This window comes from Rhodanobacter sp. ANJX3 (genome assembly GCF_014200755.1).
GTDB lineage: Bacteria > Pseudomonadota > Gammaproteobacteria > Xanthomonadales > Rhodanobacteraceae > Rhodanobacter.
Genome location: NZ_JACHCM010000005.1, coordinates 87361 through 109688 on the forward strand (window position 1 = coordinate 87361; position 22328 = coordinate 109688).

The 22328-nt window shown below is 63.2% G+C and carries 23 protein-coding genes; 6 read left to right on the forward strand and 17 right to left on the reverse strand.

Going from position 1 to position 22328, the window contains the following annotated elements; all coding sequences use genetic code 11:
* Positions 1–17: 17 nt before the first annotated feature.
* From HDE76_RS14530 to HDE76_RS14575, 10 genes are all read right to left on the reverse strand, one after another.
* Positions 18–812: a mechanosensitive ion channel domain-containing protein gene (locus HDE76_RS14530; RefSeq protein ID WP_179477990.1), complete on the reverse strand. Its 795-nt coding sequence runs from the start codon at positions 810–812 to the stop codon at positions 18–20.
* A gap of 68 nt (positions 813–880) precedes the next feature.
* Positions 881–2122, reverse strand: a complete 1242-nt coding sequence (locus HDE76_RS14535) for a low temperature requirement protein A (protein WP_343205717.1) — start codon at positions 2120–2122, stop codon at positions 881–883.
* Positions 2123–2221: 99 nt separating this feature from the next.
* Positions 2222–2566, reverse strand: a complete 345-nt coding sequence (locus tag HDE76_RS14540) for a DUF2845 domain-containing protein (RefSeq protein WP_184508631.1) — start codon at positions 2564–2566, stop codon at positions 2222–2224.
* Positions 2567–2772: 206 nt separating this feature from the next.
* Positions 2773–2946 (reverse strand): hypothetical protein, encoded by a 174-nt coding sequence (locus HDE76_RS20800; RefSeq protein WP_255481613.1) that lies wholly within the window; start codon positions 2944–2946, stop codon positions 2773–2775.
* A gap of 349 nt (positions 2947–3295) precedes the next feature.
* On the reverse strand, positions 3296–3742 hold the full coding sequence (locus HDE76_RS14550; RefSeq protein WP_221262427.1) for a PA2169 family four-helix-bundle protein: 447 nt from the start codon (positions 3740–3742) through the stop codon (positions 3296–3298).
* A 141-nt stretch (positions 3743–3883) separates the two neighbouring features.
* Positions 3884–4636: a DUF2884 family protein gene (locus HDE76_RS14555; protein ID WP_184508634.1), complete on the reverse strand. Its 753-nt coding sequence runs from the start codon at positions 4634–4636 to the stop codon at positions 3884–3886.
* Positions 4637–4770: 134 nt separating this feature from the next.
* Positions 4771–5631: an energy transducer TonB gene (locus HDE76_RS14560; protein WP_184508637.1), complete on the reverse strand. Its 861-nt coding sequence runs from the start codon at positions 5629–5631 to the stop codon at positions 4771–4773.
* Positions 5632–5719: 88 nt separating this feature from the next.
* Complete coding sequence (locus HDE76_RS14565) at positions 5720–6277, reverse strand: hypothetical protein (RefSeq protein WP_179477995.1); 558 nt, start codon at positions 6275–6277, stop codon at positions 5720–5722.
* Positions 6277–6831 carry a peroxiredoxin gene (locus HDE76_RS14570; protein WP_179477996.1) on the reverse strand — a complete coding sequence of 185 codons (555 nt, stop codon included), beginning with the start codon at positions 6829–6831 and terminating at the stop codon, positions 6277–6279. The genes HDE76_RS14565 and HDE76_RS14570 overlap by 1 nt, the downstream gene beginning before the upstream one ends.
* Positions 6832–6950: 119 nt before the next feature.
* Complete coding sequence (locus tag HDE76_RS14575) at positions 6951–7412, reverse strand: hypothetical protein (RefSeq protein WP_179477997.1); 462 nt, start codon at positions 7410–7412, stop codon at positions 6951–6953.
* 332 nt (positions 7413–7744) lie between these two features.
* On the opposite strand from HDE76_RS14575, the gene HDE76_RS14580 reads away from it, so the two are divergent.
* A complete protein-coding gene (locus HDE76_RS14580; RefSeq protein ID WP_179477998.1) occupies positions 7745–8161 on the forward strand; it encodes a universal stress protein in 417 nt (138 codons plus the stop codon).
* A 235-nt stretch (positions 8162–8396) separates the two neighbouring features.
* On the forward strand, positions 8397–9215 hold the full coding sequence (locus HDE76_RS14585; RefSeq protein WP_179477999.1) for a ferritin-like domain-containing protein: 819 nt from the start codon (positions 8397–8399) through the stop codon (positions 9213–9215).
* A 36-nt stretch (positions 9216–9251) separates the two neighbouring features.
* On the opposite strand, the gene HDE76_RS14590 is transcribed toward HDE76_RS14585, so the two are convergent.
* The 3 genes from HDE76_RS14590 to HDE76_RS14600 form a co-directional block, all read right to left on the reverse strand.
* Complete coding sequence (locus HDE76_RS14590; RefSeq protein WP_179478000.1) at positions 9252–9698, reverse strand: DUF6491 family protein; 447 nt, start codon at positions 9696–9698, stop codon at positions 9252–9254.
* 137 nt (positions 9699–9835) lie between these two features.
* Positions 9836–10570: a hypothetical protein gene (locus HDE76_RS14595; protein ID WP_184508641.1), complete on the reverse strand. Its 735-nt coding sequence runs from the start codon at positions 10568–10570 to the stop codon at positions 9836–9838.
* Between the two features lie 51 nt (positions 10571–10621).
* A complete protein-coding gene (locus tag HDE76_RS14600) occupies positions 10622–11518 on the reverse strand; it encodes a LytTR family DNA-binding domain-containing protein (RefSeq protein WP_184508643.1) in 897 nt (298 codons plus the stop codon).
* 153 nt (positions 11519–11671) lie between these two features.
* Between HDE76_RS14600 and HDE76_RS14605 the strand changes: the two genes are divergently transcribed.
* The 4 genes from HDE76_RS14605 to HDE76_RS14620 all read left to right on the forward strand — a co-directional run bounded on the left by HDE76_RS14605 (position 11672) and on the right by HDE76_RS14620 (position 15499).
* Positions 11672–12874, forward strand: coding sequence for an acyltransferase (locus tag HDE76_RS14605; protein ID WP_184508645.1), 1203 nt, complete (start codon positions 11672–11674; stop codon positions 12872–12874).
* Positions 12875–12999: 125 nt separating this feature from the next.
* A complete protein-coding gene (locus HDE76_RS14610; RefSeq protein WP_184508647.1) occupies positions 13000–14262 on the forward strand; it encodes an MFS transporter in 1263 nt (420 codons plus the stop codon).
* A 129-nt stretch (positions 14263–14391) separates the two neighbouring features.
* Positions 14392–15063 carry a glutathione S-transferase gene (locus tag HDE76_RS14615; protein ID WP_179478005.1) on the forward strand — a complete coding sequence of 224 codons (672 nt, stop codon included), beginning with the start codon at positions 14392–14394 and terminating at the stop codon, positions 15061–15063.
* A 94-nt stretch (positions 15064–15157) separates the two neighbouring features.
* Positions 15158–15499 (forward strand): hypothetical protein, encoded by a 342-nt coding sequence (locus HDE76_RS14620; RefSeq protein WP_179478006.1) that lies wholly within the window; start codon positions 15158–15160, stop codon positions 15497–15499.
* A gap of 105 nt (positions 15500–15604) precedes the next feature.
* Here the strand turns inward: HDE76_RS14620 and aceE are convergent, their stop codons facing one another.
* From aceE to HDE76_RS14640, 4 genes are all read right to left on the reverse strand, one after another.
* Positions 15605–18298: a pyruvate dehydrogenase (acetyl-transferring), homodimeric type gene (aceE, locus tag HDE76_RS14625; protein ID WP_184508649.1), complete on the reverse strand. Its 2694-nt coding sequence runs from the start codon at positions 18296–18298 to the stop codon at positions 15605–15607.
* 189 nt (positions 18299–18487) lie between these two features.
* Positions 18488–20779 carry an NADP-dependent malic enzyme gene (locus HDE76_RS14630; protein ID WP_184508651.1) on the reverse strand — a complete coding sequence of 764 codons (2292 nt, stop codon included), beginning with the start codon at positions 20777–20779 and terminating at the stop codon, positions 18488–18490.
* 96 nt (positions 20780–20875) lie between these two features.
* Positions 20876–22165, reverse strand: coding sequence for a flavohemoglobin expression-modulating QEGLA motif protein (locus tag HDE76_RS14635; protein WP_184508653.1), 1290 nt, complete (start codon positions 22163–22165; stop codon positions 20876–20878).
* Entirely contained in the window at positions 22162–22314 is a 153-nt protein-coding gene (locus HDE76_RS14640; RefSeq protein WP_184508655.1) for a hypothetical protein, read from the reverse strand. Before HDE76_RS14640 ends, HDE76_RS14635 begins: the two co-directional genes overlap by 4 nt.
* Positions 22315–22328: the final 14 nt, after the last annotated feature.

Sequence of the window (22328 nt, forward strand, 5' to 3'; positions counted from 1 at the left end):
CCATCGAGTCTCCCGGATCACGGGAACGCGAGCGTCACGCCGGCCTTTTCGAGGTTCTCCTTGATCGCGCGCAACAGATCGGCTTTCACCGACCAGTTGTCCGCGGAGCGCGTCCAGCCGCGCACGATCAGGCTGACGGATTTATCGCCCAGCGCGCCGGTCCAGACGCCGGGCGCGGGATCCTTGAGAATGCGCGGGTCTTCGTCGAACAGCCGCTTGATCTCGGCCATCACGGCGCCGATATCGTCCTTGTAACCGATCGCAATCGGCAGCTCGAAGCGGCGCGTGCCGCGGCGGTTGAAGTTGAGGATCGCATCGCCGCCGACCTTGCCGTTGGGCACGATCGCTTCGCGGTTATCGGGCAGCACGATCAGCGTATGCATGAGGTTGATCGCCTCCACCGTGCCTTCGATGCTGCCCGCGGTAACGTAGTCGCCGACGCGAAACGGCCGGAACACGATCAGCAGCACGCCCCAGGCAAGATTGCTCAGCGAGCCCTGCAGCGCGAGCCCAATGGCCAAGCCAGCGGTGCCGAGCGCGGCAACCAGGGGCGCCGCCGACACGCCGGCAGTGATCAGCGCCATCACGATCAGCACGGCCACCAGCACGCCGTAGATAAGGTTGCGTAAAAAACCGCTCAGCGTCACGTCGACCTGGGCCCGATGCAGCGCGCGTTCGGACACGTTGGCAAGCCGCGCGGCTACCCAAATGCCGATCAGCAGCACCAGCAGCGCGAGCAGCAAATTCAGGCCCACGTGGATGACGCTTTCCGAAAGCTTCGCTCCCAGCAATCGGTCGAGAAAATCATGCATGGCATCGGCTCGCGTGAAAAAATCGGATTCAAGCTAGCAAACCAAGCATGAAAAATTTGCTGAATGCCTCAGTGGGTCGATCCCTCTTCCATCGACTCACGCACATGCCGCAGCGAGCGTACCTCCCAAATCGCCACCACCAGCAGTACGACGGTGGTTGCCACACCGAGCGCGGCAATCGGCCACCAAGCGAGCGTCAGCGCGAGCGCGGCCAGCAAGGCCAGACCGACGAGATGCGACAGCGGCAAGTTGGTGTGGTTGACCGTTTTCTTGAATAGCGCATTGCCGAGCAGATACAACGCCGGCCCGCCGACCAATACGGCGGACGTGATTACATCGGTGCGCTGCTGCGGATAACGCAGTGTCAGTTCATCCGCCACCGCGCACACGATGATGCCTGCCACGATCAGTAGATGCAGGTAGGTATAGGCCACGCGCGCGGTTCGACCGGGATCGTCCGACTGCCTGATCGCGCGACTGCCCCGCTCGGCGCCGAGATCGAAGTAGATCCACCACATGGCCACGCTGCCGATAAACGCGCTGATGAAGGCGAGCAGTGCAGTGGGTTGGCGCAGCGTTTCGGCAAAACTCGAGCCGGTTACCAGGACCGACTCGCCCAGTGCAATGATCACGAACTGGCTACAGCGCTCGGCCAGATGGCCGCCATCGACGTTCCAGTCGGCGGTGCTCGACCGCCCGAGGCCCGGAACGCGAAACGTCATGGCCGGACCGAGATACTCCAGCAGTAGCGCAGCCACCCAGCACGCCGCACGCGTTTGGCCGTCCAACCAGCCACCGATCAGCCAGAGAACGCCCGATGTCGCCAACCACACGGCGATGCGCTGAAAATTCCGTGTATTCGCCGGCGCCGCATCGCCAATAGCCCAAAGCATGAACAGCGTACGACCCACCTGCATAAAGACATAGGCGCCGGCGAACAGCATGCCACGCTCGCCGAATGCATCTGGAATAGCGATCGACAGCAGCAGACCCGCCAGCATCAGAGTCAGCAAGGCCACTCGAACCATCGACCGCTCCGGGTCGAGCCAGTTGGTTACCCAGCCGGTAAAAATCCAGACCCACCACACAGCCAGAAACAGCAGCAGCACCTGAAGCGCGCCGACCAAATTCAGCTGGTGCAGCAGGGTATGCGAGAGCTGGGTCACCGCGTAGACAAAGACCAGATCGAAAAACAGCTCGATATTGGTGACCTTGCTTTCCAGGTGCTCACCGCGCTGGCGCAGCAAGCTGACCTGCGGCGGCAGGCCGGCGCGCGCGAACCGGGAGTGGCCTGATGATGGGTACGGCACGTGTAAGACCCCCCGACTGTTCGCCGACTTGCTCGCGTTTATCGCACGATGCCGCAGAATTCACCACCGGGTTCTTGGGACGCAGATACGGCGCCCTACTCAGAGGCGACGATCTTCGATATCGCTGACCTTGCCGTCCACGATCGTCACCGTGGTGACGTGATCGTCGCGCCGGTATTGCCACTTTTCGCCAATGCCTTCGTCGGATAGAACGCGCACTCTGCCGCGCCTGCTCCGCCCGCCGTTGATGGAGTGACTGCTCCGCGAACTGCGGCTGCGTGATTTATGCGAAGGCTTGCCCAACAGCTCGGTCACGCGAACCTCGCTGTCGCCAGCGGTCAATACCTGGTTGCCGACGCGCAAGGTGCTGACGGCCTGAACGGTGGTACTCAGGGCAAGCGCTGCGCCACATGCGGAAAACACAACGATACGCGGAATACGCATGACATCTCCTTGTCTGCTTGAAGTCCTGAGTTTATTGCGAGCCTAGCGAGATCGTGGCGCTTCGATGTCAGGCTTGTGCCGCCAGCCTAGTAGGTCTAAGTATTCTTAATACGTCTGACTTTCCTCAATATTGGCGACTCGGCCACCGACAATCGTGATCGTCACCACGCGCCCGCTATCGCGCTTGTACTGCCAGCGTTCGCCGACTACGCGCCGTACTGATTCTGCAAGGGTTCCTTGTAGACCGGCGTACCCAGCAGGTCGATCACATGCGCAACCGGGTCGCCGGCAGTCAACACCTGCTGACCGATGCGCAAGGTGTCATTCGCATGGATGCCGAGGCTGATTGCCAATAGCGGTATCCACAGTAATCGACGCATGGTGCTCACTCCTGTATGTCATCGGCCGATCGACGGTCCTGCCTCGCTTCCCTAGTTGCGTGGCGAATGAGTCCGCGCTCACGTCGCAGCATATCCGAAAATGACTGCCTGTCCGAAGCCAGCACGGCTCATCAGAAACCTCTGTTCGACAACTCGTTTTCACGGCGATCATATCTGCATCGACCCTAACTACCCCCGCCCCTGGGAGGAATGCGCCGGCCAGTTGAAGCGATGCCGCCCTACCTGATGATCGAATCGCCACGAACACCTTTATAGGCATACGCCGGTCAACGTCTCCAGCGCGCCAAGCCGTCCACTGCGCGTTTCATCCGCCCACCGCTGCAAAGAGTTACGACGCCGTGCCGGCCAGGTTGTCCATATCCAGATGGATGCTGTTAAGTCGAGGCAGCTGTCTGCGCAGAGCGAGCGCCGACTCGGGTGGCAGTTCGGCAACCACCCTTTCAAAGGCATGCAGCAGACTGCTTTCGCCGTCCGACAGTTCGCGAATCCAGGCTACATCGCGATGCGAAGCCATACGGGTCAACGAGCCTGCAATATGACGTCGCATGGCCCCGCGCATCGTGCCGGATCGGCTGGGCTTGCCGCCGCTGGCGTGCAGCTGCGTCTGCAAGTCGCCGATCATGGCGGCCAGCGTCTGGGCGTTTTCGTCGAGGACCACCTTTAAGCCGGGTTCGCAAGACGATGCTGCGTGCCGATACAGCTGCAGCAGATCGATGCTGCGCTGGATCAAGGTGTTGTAGGTGCTCTGCGGCAACGTCGGGGATATCGAGGACATGGCCACCTCCTGAGGATGGGCTGTTATTCCTGCCCATATCCTCTGCCCGGGCGACTTAGCAACACATAAATCGGCTGTAATCGGCAGAACTCCGGTCAGGCTGCAGTCGGCTGCGTGCCGCAGGTGCTGCCTGAAAGCCGATTACTGCTTGGTCTGGATAAGGTCCAAAGGCTGACCGGTGCTGGTGCGCACGCCCTCCTGCAATTCGCTCAGCGCCTCAATCGACGGGCACAGCGACTGGATCTGCGGGCGCAGCGCCTGCATGCGCCGCAGCAGACGCGGCTGGATCTGCGTAGCAAGGCCGGCGGCCTGATCGCGCAGGGCCGACGCCGCCTGCAGATCGCCGTTCAACGCCGCATCGATAGCCTGCTGTCCCATGTCGCTGGCAATCAGCGGCATCAGGTCGCCGGCAATCTGGTTGGCGTATTGGTTGATGGCATCGCCGTTCCAGTCGTGCGTACTGCGGCTGGCGGCGATGCGCTGCTTGAGTTCTCTGGCGTGGTCGCTCAGTCGCTGATCCAACTCGGCTCGCGTGGCCGCACTCAGATGCATGCTACTGGCCTCGGCGCGTACCGCCTGCACCGCCATGTCCACGCCGTTTTGCGCGACAGCACGCACACGCGGTGCCAGCGCTCGCAGGTCCCGCTCGAACAAAGTCATGCGATCCTGATTTTCCGCATTGAGCCGCACCGTGACGCCATCGGTGCGCAGTAAGCCGCGTTGAATCTCGACCCGCGATGGCGCGGGCGTAGCGCGGTCGAAAACGACGCTGTCGGCATTTAGCGTGACGTCGTAGCTGCTGGTCGCATGGCAGGTGGTAGCGAGATCCTGCGCGCTGAGTGGTGCAGCGCTCAGCAGGAGCATGGACGCGGCAGCGAAACGTGGAAAATGCATGGGTGTTATTCATTGAGAAAGTGCGTCAGCGATACCCCGCGAGCGGCGAACCCCTGCTGAATGCGGCACGGGCCACATGCCTTCTCATCTGACCGGCATGTCGGCCCGCGCGGCGGCGCGACGGGTCGCCGACATCACGCGCCGGCCAGTGGCGTCTTCAGCTCCAGTCCCTGATCCAACTGATAGATGCCGCCGGCGGGGGAGGCATCGGGGCTGGCCGACATCAGCCGATTTTTATCGGACCACGGGATGATCTCGCGCGGACCGGGTATGTAGCTTTGCCATTTGCCGTAGGTATCTTGCGGTGGTGGAGTGCCGTTGACCGAGAGATTGAAATTGACCGGCACACGCGCCACCCAGTATGGGTCAGCCGCGTGCTTGCCGACGGACGGCGGATTGAACGTCCATTGGCGCAATGCCCTCAGCGTCGCCTGGGAAAGATCGTGGCGAAACAGATTCATGTCGCGTTCGCTGGCATACACGCCGAGATTGACCTGTTCGGTCGCGGCATCGATCACGTTGCCGTCCCGGCCGATCTTCAACAGCACATACACCGTACCCGTCACTCGCGACTGGATCTCGCGATCGGGATATCTCGGATTTTCGGCGGTTTTCTTGCTGACGGTTTCGCCGGGTGTCTCACCGCTCTGGCCGAAATGCGCACCTTCGATGTCGATGGAAGCGTGCTGATCGTCGACGCGTTTTGCCACCACGCGCAAACTCATTTCCGCGCGCGCTTCCACCGGAGCGCCATCGACGACGACCGGACTGAACTCCCAAGTCGGGATATTTTTCTGCAGCAGGTCGACCACCGGCGCCGGCAGCTTGTCCTGCTGATCGATGGCGAAGCTTTTGATCTTTCCCTCGGGAGTGACGTCGATCTGGCCTGTCACCAGCATGCTCGCCTGAGCCTGCTTGAGTACTTCACTTGGGCCGGCGGCCAGCGCCGCGCACGACAACAACAGTAACAACAGACCCGACAGCGACTTTTTCATAACGCCTCTCCTTGGTGATAGCCGACTTTAGCCTAAGAGCCTGTTGACGAGCTCCCAGCGCGAGGCAAGGGGAGATCGTGAACGGGCTCTAACGCCGCGTCCGAAACTGCGCGCGCACGGCGGGGTTACCAAGCTTCCAGGCCAGCCAGAGCGACGCGAGGCAGCCGATCGCCTTGAATGCCAGCGCCAGCTGATAGCCTCGCTGCAATCGCACCAGCATCTGCCCAGCAGCCGTGCCCTGCTGCTGGGCCTGCGCCAGGATGGCGGCGCTATTCGCAGCAAGGGCCTGCAGATCGCGCAGCTGCAGATATCCGGTGATCAGCAGCCAGATGGTCAGAAGCACTGCCGCCACGCGCATGCACGGCCTGGCCCAGGCCTGGCGCATGATGCAGCCGGCGCAGATCACGATAAGCGCGAACACAACCAGCAGATACGCCGCGTCCCACCCGAGCATGCCATGAAGCGCATCGAGCTCGGCGGGCTGCAGAGAGAGGTTATCGCGCAGCTGTTCCCACACATTCTGCATATGCCTGACGTACTGCAGAGAGCCGAACGCCGATACCAGCAGCAGCATCCACACCACCACGCGCCACAGCATCGGTCGACGCGCGCGTGCCGGCCGATCGGAAGGAGCGACGACAGCCATTACGGCGCGGCTTTGAGTGCGGCTAGATCGGTCAGCACCTGACCGGCGTTTTTCTCGGGATCGACGTCGACGTAGATCTTGGCGATCCGGCCCTGCGGGTCGATCAGGAACGTGGTGCGTTTGGCGTAATGCACGCCGTTGTCCGAGGTCAACACGCCATAAGCCGTTGCCACCGAATGATCGGAATCGGCCAGCAGGGGGAACGGTACGTGGTATTTCGCGGCGAATTCGGCGTGCGACTTCACATCGTCCAGGCTCACGCCGACCACGCTGGCACCGGCCTTACGAAGCTTGAGGACATCGTCGCGGAAAGTGCAGACTTCCGTTGTGCAGCCGCCGGTGAAATCCTTGGGGTAGAAATACATCACCAAGTAATGACCGTGGAAACCGCTCTGCGTGACCCACTTGCCGCTCTGATCCTCGAGACGGAAAGCGGGAGCTTTCTGCCCGACCTGCAGTCCGGCGACGCTATCGGCCGCAAGGGCCGGCGTGACGATACCAGCGATCGGCGCCAGACAAAGAATCCACGCCAACAAACGGGACAGACGACGCATAACCGAATCTCCAAACAGGAAGGTGTGCAAAAGCCAGCGGGAGAGTGTACGCGCTCAAAAGCGAAGGGCGCCATGCGGCGCCCTTCGTCGGATCATCCAATCCAGCTATATGCCAGTGATCAGCGCGGCGAAATGGTGAACTTGCCGGCCGAAATGCCCAGGTTCACGCCTTCACCCGTACCGGCCAGCGCCAGCGAGGTGGTGCCCTTGGTCAGGACCTGAGCATTGGCGCTCTTGACGAGACCGGCATCCGCACCAGCCTGTGCGTAATCTCCGAACACGTCCTTGATCCCGTTGACCGTGCTGATTTCGCCGGTGCCGTTGGTGATCTTGTACTTGCCGGCGGTCAGACCACCGCCGACGACGGCAATTTTCACGCTCGAGCGCTGACCGTTGTCGCAACGGATCGTACCGTTACCTTCAGCGTGCTTGTAGATCAGCGACCAGCCCGAGAGGTTGAAGCGCAGATGGCACTTCACCGTGGCCGTATCGGCACGGGCGCTGGAGGTTGGCAGAATGGTCATGCCGCCGGCAGCAAGGGCCAGTACGAGGGCGGCCGTTCCAAAAGTACGCTTGATCATCGTCATCTCCTTAATTTGATTGCATGAGGGTTTGGTGGAATATCGTGCCGATGCGATTTTGGAGCCTTCACAAAAGTGAAGCCGCGTCAGGGGAGTCAAGATTGTTCAGATGCGCGTGATGGCGATGTGCACGAACCTGCGATCATTCAGGTTCCTGACCGAGCGCGGCGATCCGGCGCTCCCGAGACGCCGAGTGGCGCGACGGCATGGCATTTCCAACCGGCTTGTTTCGCGGCAAAGTAATCCTGAGCGCCGACTTTCTGGCATCGTCGCGAGTAACAGGTGCGCCCATTTTTTCGCCAGTCTTCGCCCATCGTGACACAAGGAAACTTATGGTCAGGTATTCGCTGGTTGGCTACGACGGTTCCCAGGCATCGCGGCGCGCGCTGGATTTTGCGGTTGAGTTGGCGCGCGTGAGCGGCGGGCGCGTGCGCGTGGTGTCGGTGCTGCAGGTAGCCGAGGGCGGGGTGGATGCATGCACGCTGATGATGGCCGACTCCGGCGCCCGGCGTGTACAGGAGCTGCATGACGAACTGGCGCAAATCGTGCCGGATGCCGCGACCTTGCTCGACATCGAGCTGATTCATGGAAGCCCCGGCGACGTGCTGCTCGGCCAGATCGATCAGCACGGAGTCGACCACATCGTGATCGGCCATACCGAGCGAGGCGCGCTGGCGCGTTGGCTGATGGGTTCGGTGTCGGGCAACGTCTTGGCCCGCGCGCATGTGCCGGTCACCGTGGTTCGCTAAAGGTCGCACGCTGGAACATCACGGCACCGCACGTAGCGGAGCGCGCTCACCCTGTCGACGATAACGCGGTTGCCTGCACCTGCCGGCAGAACTCAGCGCGCAAGACAGGTGGGCGAGCGTTAATCCAATGCGCGGATCAGGCCGTATGCTGTCGCATCGACTTTCGAACGCGCGGCCTGCGAGCCTCAGACCTTGCCGCGGCAGCGTTTACGCATCACTGACGGGAAACGGCACGTTGAGCTATCACCCACTGCCCTGGACTCTGGAGAGTCTCGATTTGGACAACATCCAGGTCGCACGCATACGCCACAACGAGGATCTGTTTTTTCTGCTGTGCAGTTCTTCGTTCGTGGAAAGCGGTTCGGATCTGTACACGCAAAACCTGGTCGACCACTTTGCCGGCGATGAAGAATTGCAGCGCTGGCTCAGCGAGCACTGGGAACACGAAGAGCTGCAGCACGGCCGCGCGCTGACGGCCTATGTGCGCAAGGTCTGGCCGGAATTCGACTGGGACAAAGGCTTCGCCGCGTTCTGGAACGACTACGCCGCCGTGTGCACGTCGGAGCAGCTGGAATCCAACCGCGGGCTGGAACTGGCGGCGCGCTGCGTGGTGGAAACCGGCACCGCCAGCCTGTATCGCGCGCTGCACGACATCACCGACGAGCCGGTACTGAAGCAGCTGACCAACCACATCAAGAGCGATGAAGTGCGCCACTACAAGCACTTCTACCAGCACTACCGCGCCTACCGCGAACGCGAGGGCTTCGGGCGCTACAAGGTATTTCGCGCAATCCTTCGCCGGGTCAACGAGATCAAGAGCGAAGACAGCGACATCGCCCTGCGCCACGTCTTCAACCAGTGCTATCCGCAGCACCTGGGCGACGAAAAGGAGTTTCGTCGCATCAGCGATCGCGCGCAGGGGCTGCTGCGCCGGCACCTGCCGGCCGAGATGACGGTAAAGATGCTGCTCAAGCCGCTCGACCTGCCGGCCCGACTGCTATCGGCGCTGGAAAAACCGTTGGCGCGCATCACCGAGAAGCTCTTTCTGCACTGAGCGCCCCGGTCGGCGAGCGATAGGCGCCTGACGATATCAAGCGCCCGAGGCTGCCGGGCGCTGATCTTCTTCAACCTTCCGCTGCGCCTGCTGCACGGCCTTCAGCTGTGCCATGTCGATCGGCCGTATCTGTGAGATGACGCAGGGTATACGGGGAGACCGGGTGATGACGCGATCGAAGCCCACCTGGACCTGCCCCAGATTGGAGGTGAGCCCGATGCCGTTGGTCACCTGCAGATTGGCGCAGGCATCCAGATCGAGCAGATAAGCTTCCTTGAGCTTGGTGTAGACCACCAGCTGGGTATCGCTCAGCGGCTCCCAGGAATACAGCGGACTGAAGAAGCGAAAGCTTTTCACCGGCGCGCCAGCGGCGGCCGTATAGGCGGCCAAACGATCGCTGGTACGCTTGGCATAGGGCACGTTGGAGCAGGCAACGAGCAGGCCGGCGAGAACCGATGCCGCGATAAAAGACCGACTTTTCATGGCGAATCTCCGCTCTACGAGATGATGGGCGCTACCGACAACGCGCCAGCGGCTGACCGGCTGACGCCATGCGCGACATTCACGCTGTTGTAGTCCGCTCAGGCCCAGCGGCGCCTGAACCGAAGCCGATGACGCGGCTATTTTTTCTTGCCCTTGCCTACGCTGACCCACTTCGACGGATCGAACCCGCCGACCTCGTAGACCAGCGCCTCTTTCTTTTCGCCGTCGACCAGGGTCACGTTCATGGTGATTCTTTTCGCCTTTTGCAGCATGGCGATAAACGCCTTGTCGTCGCGGATCATCAGCGCCGGTTCGCCCGTGGTCGGCGCGAATGCCTTGATGCCGACCGATTTGCCGTCGACCGTAGTGGCAATGGTGCAGTTGGCGCGACAGACGAAGCCGTGGCCTTCGCCGTACAGAAACGCGTTCTGACCCCACTGTGTATGTCGGCGCAGCACCAGCCGCACCCGACCGTCGCCGGAGGGCTGGCTGCTGTCGATGGTGGCAGTGGACTGGGTACCGCCTTCCATCGGCGAGACCTGATAAAGCCACAGCGCTGCGAGTCGGTTCTTTTCGCTGAAGGTTTTGTAGCGAGCCTCGATCGCCGGCAGGCTCTGCGCCACTTCGGTGGCCGCTGGGGTATTCGGGTAATGGTCGAGAATGTCGTGGCCCATCGACACGACCATCTCGTCGTTCTTGATGCGCAGCAGCTCGCGATACGTGTTGAGCTTGTCCGCCGCCTCGGCGTTCACCGCCTGCTGCGCGTTGGCCGCTGCGGGCGCATTCGACTGGCCGCCCTGCGGCGAACAGGCGGCGAGCAGCCAGGCCGCGCCAAGCAAGGCCAGGGTGGAGCGATACGAAAAGGATTTCATCGGCAGGCATCCATCAACGACAGGAGCGTAGAGTGGAACCAGCCGGCGGCTTCATGCAACCGGGGCCACTCGGGCGGGTGTGATCGGCGCTTCGCCGAAGCGATCGCGCAGGGCCGCGCGGTAGCGTCGGCTGCAGGGAATTTTCGCGCCGTCGCGCAGTTGCAATCGGGCGTCGCCGGTGTCCAGCGGCTCGATCTCGGCCAGGTAGTCGAGATTGACGAAGTAGCTGCGGTGCACACGAACGAAACGCGTTCGGTCGAGCCGGTTCTCGATCGTCGCCATGGTGGCGCGCAGCGGGTAGTCGCGCCCACGCACGTGCAGGTTGACGTAATTGCCCGAAGCCTGCAGCCATTCGATCTCGCACGCGTTGACCAGAAATTCCTTGCCCAGCTTGCGCACCAGAAAGCGCTCCGGCCGCTCGATCGGCTCCACCGGTGGGCCCGCATCCGGCGCTGCCAGCAGCCGCGCCTCGCCCTGCAGCCGTAGCAGGGCCAGCCGATACAGCCAGACCGTAGCGATGATGCCGAAATAGCTGCGCACATCCTTGAGGTATTCGTACCCGAAGTTGCGCCACCAGGGACCGAAATCGTAGTGCGAACCGGCGTAGGCGTAGCAAAGCTTGCGCAGAGCGACCATACCGCCGACGTGGGCCAGACTGAACAGCACACTGGCCATCAGATGCAGCGGCAACGTCTGTCGCCATGCACTCACCCGCAGCGGCCAACGCCGCTCCACCGCGATCACGACGGGAACCAGCGCCAGCGACAGCAGCGAGCTGCTGCATTCCCAGCACCACGGCTGCCAGGCCGGCAGCGCAGGGTGGTCGATCTGCGCGGTCACCGAGTTGAACAGCATGCTCAGCACGTAGGACACCGCCCACAGGCCGATCTCGAACGGTCGGCGCCAGCGCAGGTAATCGTCCAGAGTAAAACGATGCCGGGAAATCATGCCGGGCATTCTACGGAGTGGATGACGCTTTGGGCCGGCCTTCGTCCCCGCCATCCACCGTTCGTCACTCAAACCTCGCCACCGGTCACTTTCGACGAGGCAAAAACCCGCGATGGCTTCACGCTGGTCACTTCTTGAACACCGGACCCTGCCATGAACCGCCGCCACGATATCGATGCTTTACGGGTGCTCGCCTTTGCGCTGCTGATTTTCTATCACCTCGGCATGCTGTACGTAGCGCCGCTGTCCGACTGGCGCGGCATGCCCCTGCACAGCGCGCATATGGCGCAGTGGCTGCAGTACCCGATGCTGTTCGTGAACCGCTGGCGGATGGAGCTACTTTTTCTGATTTCCGGCCTGGCCGTGCACTTTCTACGCGGCAGACTCAGCCTGCCTCGGCTGGCGTGGAAGCGCACCGTTCGCCTGCTGCTGCCGCTGGTGTTCGGCATGCTCGTGGTGATGCCGATCCAGCCATATGTGCAGGCGGTAACCGAAGGCACTGCCGTCGATGGCTTCGGCCCCTTTCTTTTGCATTACTGGACCGGCGGCCGTGCAGCCGGTCTGACCTGGGCGCACCTGTGGTACCTGCCCTACGTCTGGCTGTACACGATGCTGCTGTTGATCCTGCTGCCGGCGCTGGAATCGCGCCTTGGCAGGCGCCTTCACGCGAGTTGCCTGCGGCTGCGTGGCGCGAGCCTGCTGGTGCACCCGGTGCTGCCGCTGTTCGCGTACGGCGTGCTGCTGTCCTGGCGCTATCCGGAGACCCATGCGCTGGTCGGCGACTGGTATGCGATGGCGCTCTACGCCACCATGTTTTTCTACGGCTACCTGCTCGGCACCGACACCGCGCTGTGGACCGAACTGGCGCGGCTGCGGCGCTATTCGTCGACGCTGGCGCTGGGCTGTTTCGCGCTGTATCTGTTCCTCGACAAATTGGCCGGTCAGTACATCGATCAGAACATCCATAACTACGCGGTGCTCATCTTGCTCAAGCTGCTCCACGTCTGGCTGCGCTACAGCTACACCTGGATCGCGATCGCCGCCGTACTCGGCTGGGGCCACACGCTGCTCAACCGCCCATTCCGCTGGCTACCGTATGCGCGCGAGGCGGTGTATCCCTGGTACATCCTGCATCAGAGCCTGCTGCTGTTTTTCGCCTGGCAGGTGATGCCGCTGCATCTGGGGCCGCTGGCCGAACCGCTGCTGATTCTGCTGGGCACGGTGGCTGGCTGCGCGCTGCTGCACGAGTGCCTGATCCGGCGCACGCGCCGGCTCAGGCCGCTGTTCGGGCTCAATCCGCTGCCGGCACGCGAGCGGCCTGCTGTCAGCACCGTGCTGACAGCAGGCGTGAAATAAGGGCTTGGATGCGGCACCTTCTTTTTGCAGGAGCACGTTAGCCACCGATGCGGGCACTGACGATTTGCCGCGCTATGCCAGCCAGCGCGATGGCACGATACTGTCTGGCCTGACCAGGACATTCGATGCCAGCCCGCCCACTACGTTCGGATTCGCTGTTCCACCATCCCGCCTTCGTGGCGTTCTGGTTTGCGCGGATCGCCTCCGGCTTCGGCTTCCAGATGCTTTCGGTGGCGGTGGGCTGGCAGATCTATGCCATCACTGGCCGCGCGTTCGATCTGGGCCTGATCGGGCTGGTGCAGTTCATTCCCTCGGTGCTGCTGGCGCTGCCGGCCGGGCATATGGCCGATCAGTTCGACCGTCGCCGCATCGTGCTGATCGGCCAGATCGTGGAATGGGTGGCGATCGCCGCGCTGGCCGCGCTGACGCTTTCGCACAACATCCACGAAATCGGCATTCTCGCGCTGGTGCTGGTCATCGGCGTAGCCAAGGCGTTCGAGTTTCCGGCGCTGCAGTCGATGCTGCCGGCGCTGGTGCCGCCAGCGATTCTGTCGCGGGCGATGGCGATCAACAGCTCGGCCGGTCAGGCCGCCATGATCATGGGGCCGGCGCTGGGCGGCTTTCTGTATGTCGCCGGCCCGGGCGTGGTCTACGTGGTTTCCGCCATTCTGTATTTGGTCGCCGCCGTGATGATGAGCCGCCTGCGCTACGAGCAGGCGCCGCCGCGGCGCGAACCGGCCACGCTGAAAACGCTGTTCGCCGGCGTGCATTTCATCCGTGCGCGCAAGGACGTGCTGGGCGTGATTTCGCTGGACTTATTCGCGGTGCTGCTGGGCGGCGCCACGGCGCTGCTGCCGATTTTCGCCAAGGACATTCTGCACACCGGTCCCTGGGGCCTGGGCCTGTTGCGCGCATCGCCCGCGGTCGGCGCGCTGCTGATGTCGCTATGGCTGGCGAAGCACACCATGGAGCGCCGCGTGGGCGCGATCATGTTCGCCTGCGTGGCCGGCTTCGGCGTGGCAACGCTGGTGTTCGCGCTGTCGACGACGCTGTGGCTGTCGATGGCCGCGCTGTTTGCGCTGGGCGCATTCGACATGGTCAGCATGGTGATCCGCGGCGCGCTGGTGCAGCTCGATACGCCCGACGAGATGCGCGGGCGCGTCAGTGCGGTGAACGCGATCTTCATCAACACCTCGAACCAGCTGGGCGAATTCGAATCCGGCATGCTGGCGGCATGGATGGGCGCGGTGCATGCCACCGTGCTCGGCGGCGTCGGCACGCTGGTGGTGGTGGGGCTGTGGATGGTGATGTTTCCCACCTTACGTCGACGCCAGCGCTTGCAGACGGAAACGGTTGCCGCCGAGCAGCCTTCGAACGAGGCTTTATAGTGCCCCGACTACGCAAGCATGGGCGAAGCACAATCATCAAACCGCCACGCGCGAGTTCGCTACGCTGCAGCCCTTCCGACGCACGACGTCGCCCCTCCCTGTCGTAAAGCCACCGATGGAACCCATGCCATGATCGTTCTTCATCACCTCAACAACTCGCGCTCGCAGCGCATCCTGTGGCTGCTGGAAGAGCTTGGCGTGCCGTACGAAGTGAAGCGATACCAACGCGATGCGAAAACGATGTTGGCGCCGCCGGAGCTGCGGAAAATCCATCCGCTGGGCAAATCGCCGGTGATTACCGACGGCGACGTCACCCTGGCCGAATCCGGCGCGATCATCGAATACCTCGCCGAAACCTATGGCGACGGTCGTCTACTGCCGCCGGCCTGCACGTCGAACCGTTTGCGCTGCACCTACTGGCTGCATTACGCCGAAGGCTCGGCGATGCCGCCACTGCTGCTGAAGCTGATATTTCGTCGCGTGGAAACCACGCCGATGCCGTTCTTCGTGAAACCCATCGCCAAGGGCATCGCGCACAAGGTGCAGGACAGCTTTGTCGATCCACAGCTGAAGCTGCATCTGGAATATCTGGAGGGCGAACTGGGCAAGAGCGCCTGGTTTGCCGGCGACGCGTTCAGTGCCGCCGACATCCAGATGAGCTTTCCGCTGGAAGCATTTGCCGCGCGCGGCGGTCTCGATGCCCAGAGCACGCCACGGCTGTGGGCGTTCCTGCAGCGCATTCACGCCATGCCGGCCTATCAGCGCGCGCTGGAACGTGGCGGCGAATACAGCCTGGGCTGAAGGCTGAACGAAAGGTAGCGACGACGTTCGCCGTCTACGTCGTGCTCACGATTCGCTGGGCATTCTTTTCGTCCACACTTGGAGGAAAGCAGTCATGGGTAACCGAGATATTGAACGTCAGATTCGCGCCGCCGGTGAACGTGCTGGCGACCGCGTGCGCGGTTACGCCGACGACGCAGCCAGCGGCGCACAAAACCTTTTTGAGCGCGGCCGCAGCGTTACCGAGCGTGCGGTCGAGCGTTTCAGCAAGAAGGGCGACAGCTACAGCCGCCGCCTGACCAACGCCGCGGAAGATTTTGCCGACGAGGCCAACTACCACTACCGTCGTCTGCGTCGTCAGGTGAACCGCCATCCAGGCGCCACCGTGGCGATCGTGGCCGGAACGATTGGCGCCTTCATCCTGCTTCGCCGCGCGTTCCGCAGCGACGAGGATTGATCAGCGGCACGGCATTTCGGCCGTGTGACTACTGCCGGAATGGACGCCAAAAAAAAAACCGCCGTCATGGCGGTTTTTTTTGCTCGTTCGAAGCCCCCGTAACGGTCAAACCGTCTGCGGGTTGGGCTTGTCCTGATCAAGCTTGTACTCCTTGATCGCGCGGCTGACGTCCTTGGCGTTGACCTTGCCATCTTTGGCCAGTGCCGCCAGCGCCGCGTGTGCGATCCAGTACCGATCGACCTCGAAGAAGCTGCGCAGGTTGGCGCGCGTATCCGAACGGCCATAGCCGTCCGTACCGAGAACCGTGTAGCGCATGCCGTCCGGCATGAAGGCACGCACCTGATCGGCGAACTCGCGCACGTAGTCGGTGGCGGCGATCGCCGGCCCCTGACGACCCTCGAGCAGGCCGGTGATGTACGGCACGCGCTGCGTCGCTTCCGGATGCAGGCGGTTCCAGCGCTCGGCGTCGAAACCGTCACGGCGCACTTCGATGAAGCTGGGCACCGACCAGATATCCGACTTGACGCCGAAGTCCTTCTCCAGCAGTTCGGCCGCGGCAATCACCTCGCGCAGAATCGTGCCCGAGCCGAGCAGTTGCACGCGCGGCTCGCCCTTCTTCGGCTTGCCGCCGTCCTTGAACAGGTACATGCCCTTGATGATGCCTTCCTCGCTGCCTTCGGGCAGGTCGGGATGGCTGTAGTTCTCGTTCATCACGGTGATGTAGTAATAGATGTCTTCCTGCTCCTGCATCATCCGGCGCGTGCCGTCCTGCAGGATCACCGCGACCTCGTAAGAGAACGTGGGGTCGTACGACTTCACATTGGGGATCGCGCCGGACATCAGGTGCGAGTGGCCGTCCTCGTGCTGCAAGCCCTCGCCGTTGAGCGTGGTACGGCCAGCCGTACCACCGATCAGGAAGCCGCGCGAACGCATGTCGCCCGCCGCCCAGCACAGGTCGCCGATGCGCTGGAAGCCGAACATCGAGTAGTAGATGAAGAACGGCAGCATCGGCTGATCGCTGATCGAGTAGCTGGTGGCCGCGGCCATCCACGACGCCATGCCGCCGGCCTCGCTGATGCCCTGCTGCAGCACCTGGCCTTTCTGGTCTTCGCGGTAGTACAGCAGCTGATCGGAATCCTGCGGGCGATACTTCTGGCCGAACGGTGCGTAGATGCCGATCTGCCGGAACATACCTTCCATGCCGAACGTGCGCGCCTCGTCGGCGACGATCGGCACCACGCGCTGGCCGAGCTGCTTGTCGCGCAGCAGCAGGTTGATGCCGCGGACGAGAGCCATGGTGGTGGAGATTTCGCGCTCGCCGGTGCCCTTGGTGATCTGCTCGAAAGCGGCCAGCTCGGGCGTCTTCAGTTTCACGTCGGTCTTGCGCCGACGCTGCGGCAGCGAGCCGCCCAGAGCCTTGCGACGCTCCAGCATGTACTGCACTTCCGGCGAGTCCTTGCCCGGGTGGTAGTACGGCACGTCCTTGAGCTGCTCGTCGGTGATCGGAATCTGGAAGCGGTCGCGGAAGTGGCGCACCGCCTCCTCGTCCAGCTTCTTCTGCTGATGGGTGGGGTTCTGCGACTCGCCGGCCGCGCCCATGCCGTAACCCTTGACCGTCTTGGCCAGAATGACAGTGGGCATGCCCTTGGTGTTGGACGCCGCGTGGTACGCCGCGTACACCTTGTGCGGATCGTGGCCACCGCGATTCAAGCGCCAGATGTCGTCATCGCTGAGGCTGGCGACCATCTCGCGCGTTTCGGGATACTTGTTGAAGAAGTGCTCGCGCGTATACGCGCCACCGAACGCCTTGCAGGCCTGGTATTCGCCGTCGACGGTTTCCATCATCAGCTTGCGCAGCACGCCCTTGCTGTCGCGCGCGAGAAGGGGATCCCAGTAGCTGCCCCAGACCAGTTTGATCGCGTTCCAGCCGGCGCCGCGGAACACGCCTTCGAGTTCCTGGATGATCTTGCCGTTGCCGCGCACCGGACCGTCGAGGCGCTGCAGGTTGCAGTTGATCACGAAGATCAGATTGTCCAGACCCTCGCGACCGGCCAGCGAAATCGCACCGAGCGACTCCGGCTCGTCGGTTTCGCCATCGCCGAGGAAGCACCAGATCTTGCGGTCGCTGGGCGGCACCAGACCGCGATGCTCCAGGTACTTGAAGAACTGCGCCTGATAGATCGCCTGGATCGGACCCAGGCCCATCGACACCGTCGGCACCTGCCAGTAATCCGGCATCAGCCACGGGTGCGGATACGACGACAGCGCGCGGCCCTTGCCGGCGACTTCCATGCGGAACAGATCGAGCTGATCCTCGGCCAGGCGACCTTCGAGAAACGAGCGCGCGTAGATGCCCGGGCTGGAATGGCCCTGATGGAACACCAGATCGCCCGGATGATCGGCCGACGGCGCGCGCCAGAAATGATTGAAGCCGACGTCATACAGCGTGGCGCTGGAGGCGAAGCTGGCGATATGGCCGCCCAGCTCGCCGGGCTTGCGGTTGGCGCGCACTACCATCGCCATCGCGTTCCAGCGGATCAGCGTACGGATGCGCCATTCCATCGCGGCGTCGCCGGTCATCTTCGCCTCGTGACCCGGCGCGATGGTATTGACGTATTCGGTGGTCGGATCGAACGGCAGATAGCCGCCCGAACGACGCGTGTTGTCGACCATGCGCTCGAGCAGAAAGTGCGCGCGCTCGGTGCCGTCGTGCTGAATCACGGCGTCGAGCGAATCCATCCACTCGCGGGTTTCGGTGGGATCGATATCCTGATTGAGGATGTCGTCGAGCTGATCCATGGGGGATTCTCCGCGGCGCTATGGCGGCGCCAGGCCTGAAGGGGGATGCCCGACGCGGGGATCGTCGGGACGAAGTGCCCATTCTAGCCGCTGGCAGCGGGAGCCGCCAATTCGATCATCCATGCGTTGGCGCATGGTGATGCGGCATTTACGCCGGATATCTCGACCTAACGAGATCCGGCGTCGCCATCATTCCACCTGGCGATTGCTCGCCCGAATCTGCGCTTCGACGCACGCGACCGCGCTCATGTTGACGATGCGACGCACGGTCGACTGCGGCATCAGGATGTGCGCCGGCTTGGCCACGCCCATCAGGATCGGACCGATCACCACGCCGTCGCTGAGCATGCGCGTCATGTTGTACGCGATGTTGGCGGCGTCGAGGTTCGGGAACACGAAGACGTTCGCCTTGCCCTCCAGCCGCGAGTTCGGAAACAGCTTGTCCCGCAGTTCGGGCGTCAGCGCCACGTCGGCCTGCATTTCGCCTTCCACTTCCAGCCGCGGCGCCTTGGCACGGATCAGTTCGAGCGCCTTGCGCATCTTGGTCGCGCCACAGCTGTCGCGGCTGCCGAAGTTGCCGGCGGACAGCAGCGCGATCTTCGGCGTGATGCCGAACAGCTTCAGGCGGATCGCCGCCTGCAGCGTGGCCTCGGCGATCTGCTCGGGCGTGGGGTCGTCCTGCACGTGGGTGTCGAGATAGAAGAAGGCGCCCTTTTCGGTCGATACCGCCGCCATCGCCGATGTCCCGCTGACGCCCGCGTCCAGTCCGATAATTTGCTCGATGTTGGTCAGCTTGCTCTGGTACTGGCCGATCAGGCCGCAGATCAGGCCGTCGGCCTCACCGCGCTCGACCATAAGCGCCGCGATGATCGTCGGCCGCGTGCGCACCAGCGCCTTGGCCATCGACGGCGTCACGCCGCGGCGCTCCATCAGGCGGTGATAGTGCTGCCAGTAATCGTCGAAGCGCGGATCGCTGTGGATATTGCACAGCTCGATGTCCACGCCGACCTTCAGCCGCAAACCGGCGCGCTTGATGCGCTTTTCGATCACGTCCGGGCGGCCGATCAGAATGGGCCTGGCCACGCCTTCGTCGACCACCACCTGCACCGCGCGCAGCACGGTTTCTTCCTCGCCCTCGGCATACACCAGACGCTGCGGCGCAGATTTGGCGCGCTCGAACACCGGCTTCATCAGTAGACCGGTGCGGAAGACAAAGCTGGTGAGGTGATCGTTGTAGGCGACGAAGTCGGTCATCGGTCGCGTGGCCACGCCCGAATCCATCGCCGCCTGCGCCACCGCCGGCGGCAGCTGCAGCAGCAGGCGCGGATCGAACGGCTGCGGAATGAGATATTCAGGCCCGAAGCTCGGCGGCTTGCCACCGTAGGCGCGCGCACTGACGTCAGAGGATTCACGCCGCGCCAGTGCGGCGATCGCCTTGACGCAGGCGATCTTCATCGCCTCGTTGATCACCGTGGCGCCGACATCCAGCGCGCCGCGGAACAGATACGGGAAGCACAGCGCATTGTTGACCTGGTTGGGATAATCCGAGCGCCCGGTCGCCATGATGCAGTCCGGCCGCACGGCCTTGGCTTCCTCCGGGGTGATCTCCGGATTCGGGTTCGCCAGCGCGAAGATGATCGGCTGCGAGGCCATCGTCGCCAGCATCTCGGGCTTCAGAATGCCGCCGGCCGAAAGACCCAGAAACACGTCCGCACCGTCCACGATTTCAGCCAGCGTGCGGAACTTGGTATCGCGCGCGTAGCGCTGCTTGTCCGGGTCCAGATCGGTGCGCTCGCTGTGCAGCACGCCGTCGCGATCGAACGCGAGAATGTTCTCCGGCTTCGCGCCCAGCGCTACCAGCATGTCGACGCAGGAGATGCCCGCCGCGCCCATGCCGGTGGTCGCGATGCGGATGTCCTCGATACGCTTGCCGACCACGACCAGCGCATTGGTCAGTGCCGCGCCGACGATGATCGAGGTGCCGTGCTGATCGTCGTGGAACACCGGGATCTTCATCCGTTCGCGCAGCTTGCGCTCCACGATGAAGCACTCCGGTGCCTTGATGTCTTCCAGGTTGATGCCGCCGAAGGTCGGCTCCAGCGAGGCGATGATGTCGACCAGCTTGTCCGGATCAGATTCGTCGATCTCGATGTCGAACACGTCGATGCCGGCGAACTTCTGGAACAGCACGCCCTTGCCTTCCATCACCGGCTTGGCCGCCAGCGGCCCGATATTGCCCAAGCCGAGCACGGCCGTGCCGTTGGTGATAACCGCGACAAGATTGGCGCGCGCCGTATATTCGGCGGCCGTGCTGGGGTCTTCGACGATCGCATCGCAAGCCGCGGCCACACCCGGCGAGTACGCCAGCGACAGATCGCGCTGGGTCAGCAGCGGCGTGGTCGGGGTGACCTTGATCTTGCCGGGGCGCGGCAGGCGGTGATACTCGAGGGCGGCAAGACGCAGTTCTTCGGGGAGGGACATCGGCGGCGTTTATTTGAGTGAGGAAGGGGCGACACTCGCCTTGGCGGGTGGCTTTTCATGGTATCACCGCGGCGGCGGGTGCCGGCGCTGCCGCGGTCACACGCTTAGGGACAGCTCGTCGCCCTGCACCCGATTCATGTGGATGCCGTTGACGAACACCGAAAACGCCAGCTTGCCGGCCAGCCCATGCACGTGCTGCATCCACGGCGGCAGCCAGTGCGGCGGCAGAATCGCGCCGGATTCGAAATACGGCTGCAGCGCCACCACGTCGTGCAGCGCCAGCTTGCCGGCGAACAGGCAGCGCAGCAGATCCATCCGCCGCTCCTTCAGCGCCCAGCGGAAAAACGTGTGCACGGTGAGCAGACCTGCCAAATAGACATTGTCCTTGGCGAAGGCCGAACCACCGGTCAGCGGCACGCCGCGAAACACGCGTTGGGCCGAGTGGAAGCTATCGGCCGGGCTCTGACCGCAGTCGCTGAAGTAGCGGTAGACCTCGACAAAGTCTGCCCCGTTGAGCGCCATGTCGATCGCCAGAATGCGCAGGCTGATGCGCTTGAGCCGGGTGATGTCGATCGCGCCGGACATCAGTTCGGCGAACACAGCCAGGCCCTCCTGCGTGGCAGTGACCCGCGGCGAGGTGCGCGCCAGCGAGGTCAGCAGCGGCTGACGGCGGCCGTTCAACGCAGTAAGCGAGTGCACAAAGGCCTCGTGCGCCAGCAGTTGGTGGTGGTCGTATTCGGTGAAGTGCGTTTCGCCGCGCAGGCGGATGCGCGTGGCGCCGGCGGCGGCCTTCGCGGTCAGTTCGGGATCGACCTCGACGCGGATCGTGCCGGCACCGAAAAAATCGTCCAGCGTTCTGCTCAACTCGTCGCGCAGCGCTTCGGAACTGATGTCGGTATGCACGCCATCGGACAGCAGGTCGGCACCCAGCTCGTCGGACAGCTCGACGAAATAGCGCGCAGCATCGAGGTTGCTGCGCCTGCTGCCGGGCAGCGTATCGTTTGGACGTCCATACAGAACGATCGACGGCGCCGTGACACCTGCGGTACCCACGGCCTCCAGCATTTCGGCGGCGATCCGCCATGACTCCGCGGTGCGGCGCAGATACTCGCCCAGCGGATCGATATCGGCAGGGTCGCGACCGCCGGCGTCGGCTTCGATCGCCGCCAGCTCTGCGCGCGCCGCGGAGAGATCCGGACGCTTGTAGGTCACCTCAGGCAGCGCAAACTGGCCCTTGGCATACGCCGCGATCATGCGGTTTTCCAGCGACGCGGACCACGCCACCGTGGGCAGAATGGTGATGCCGCGCGCGGCCGCCAGCAGGCGTTTGTCCAGATCGGCGTAGCGCTGCAACTCGGGTTTGACGGCGCTCGTTGGAGCGCTCATTCGCGCACCTGTCGCAACGCATCGCTACGCCCGATCACATCGGCAGCGATCGGATCGAAAATCGGCTTGCGGTATATGACCAAGCCGACCAGAAAAATGAGGATCGACGGCAGCATCGACAGCCAGCCTATCGATGCTCGACTGTGCATCGATGCATTCCACG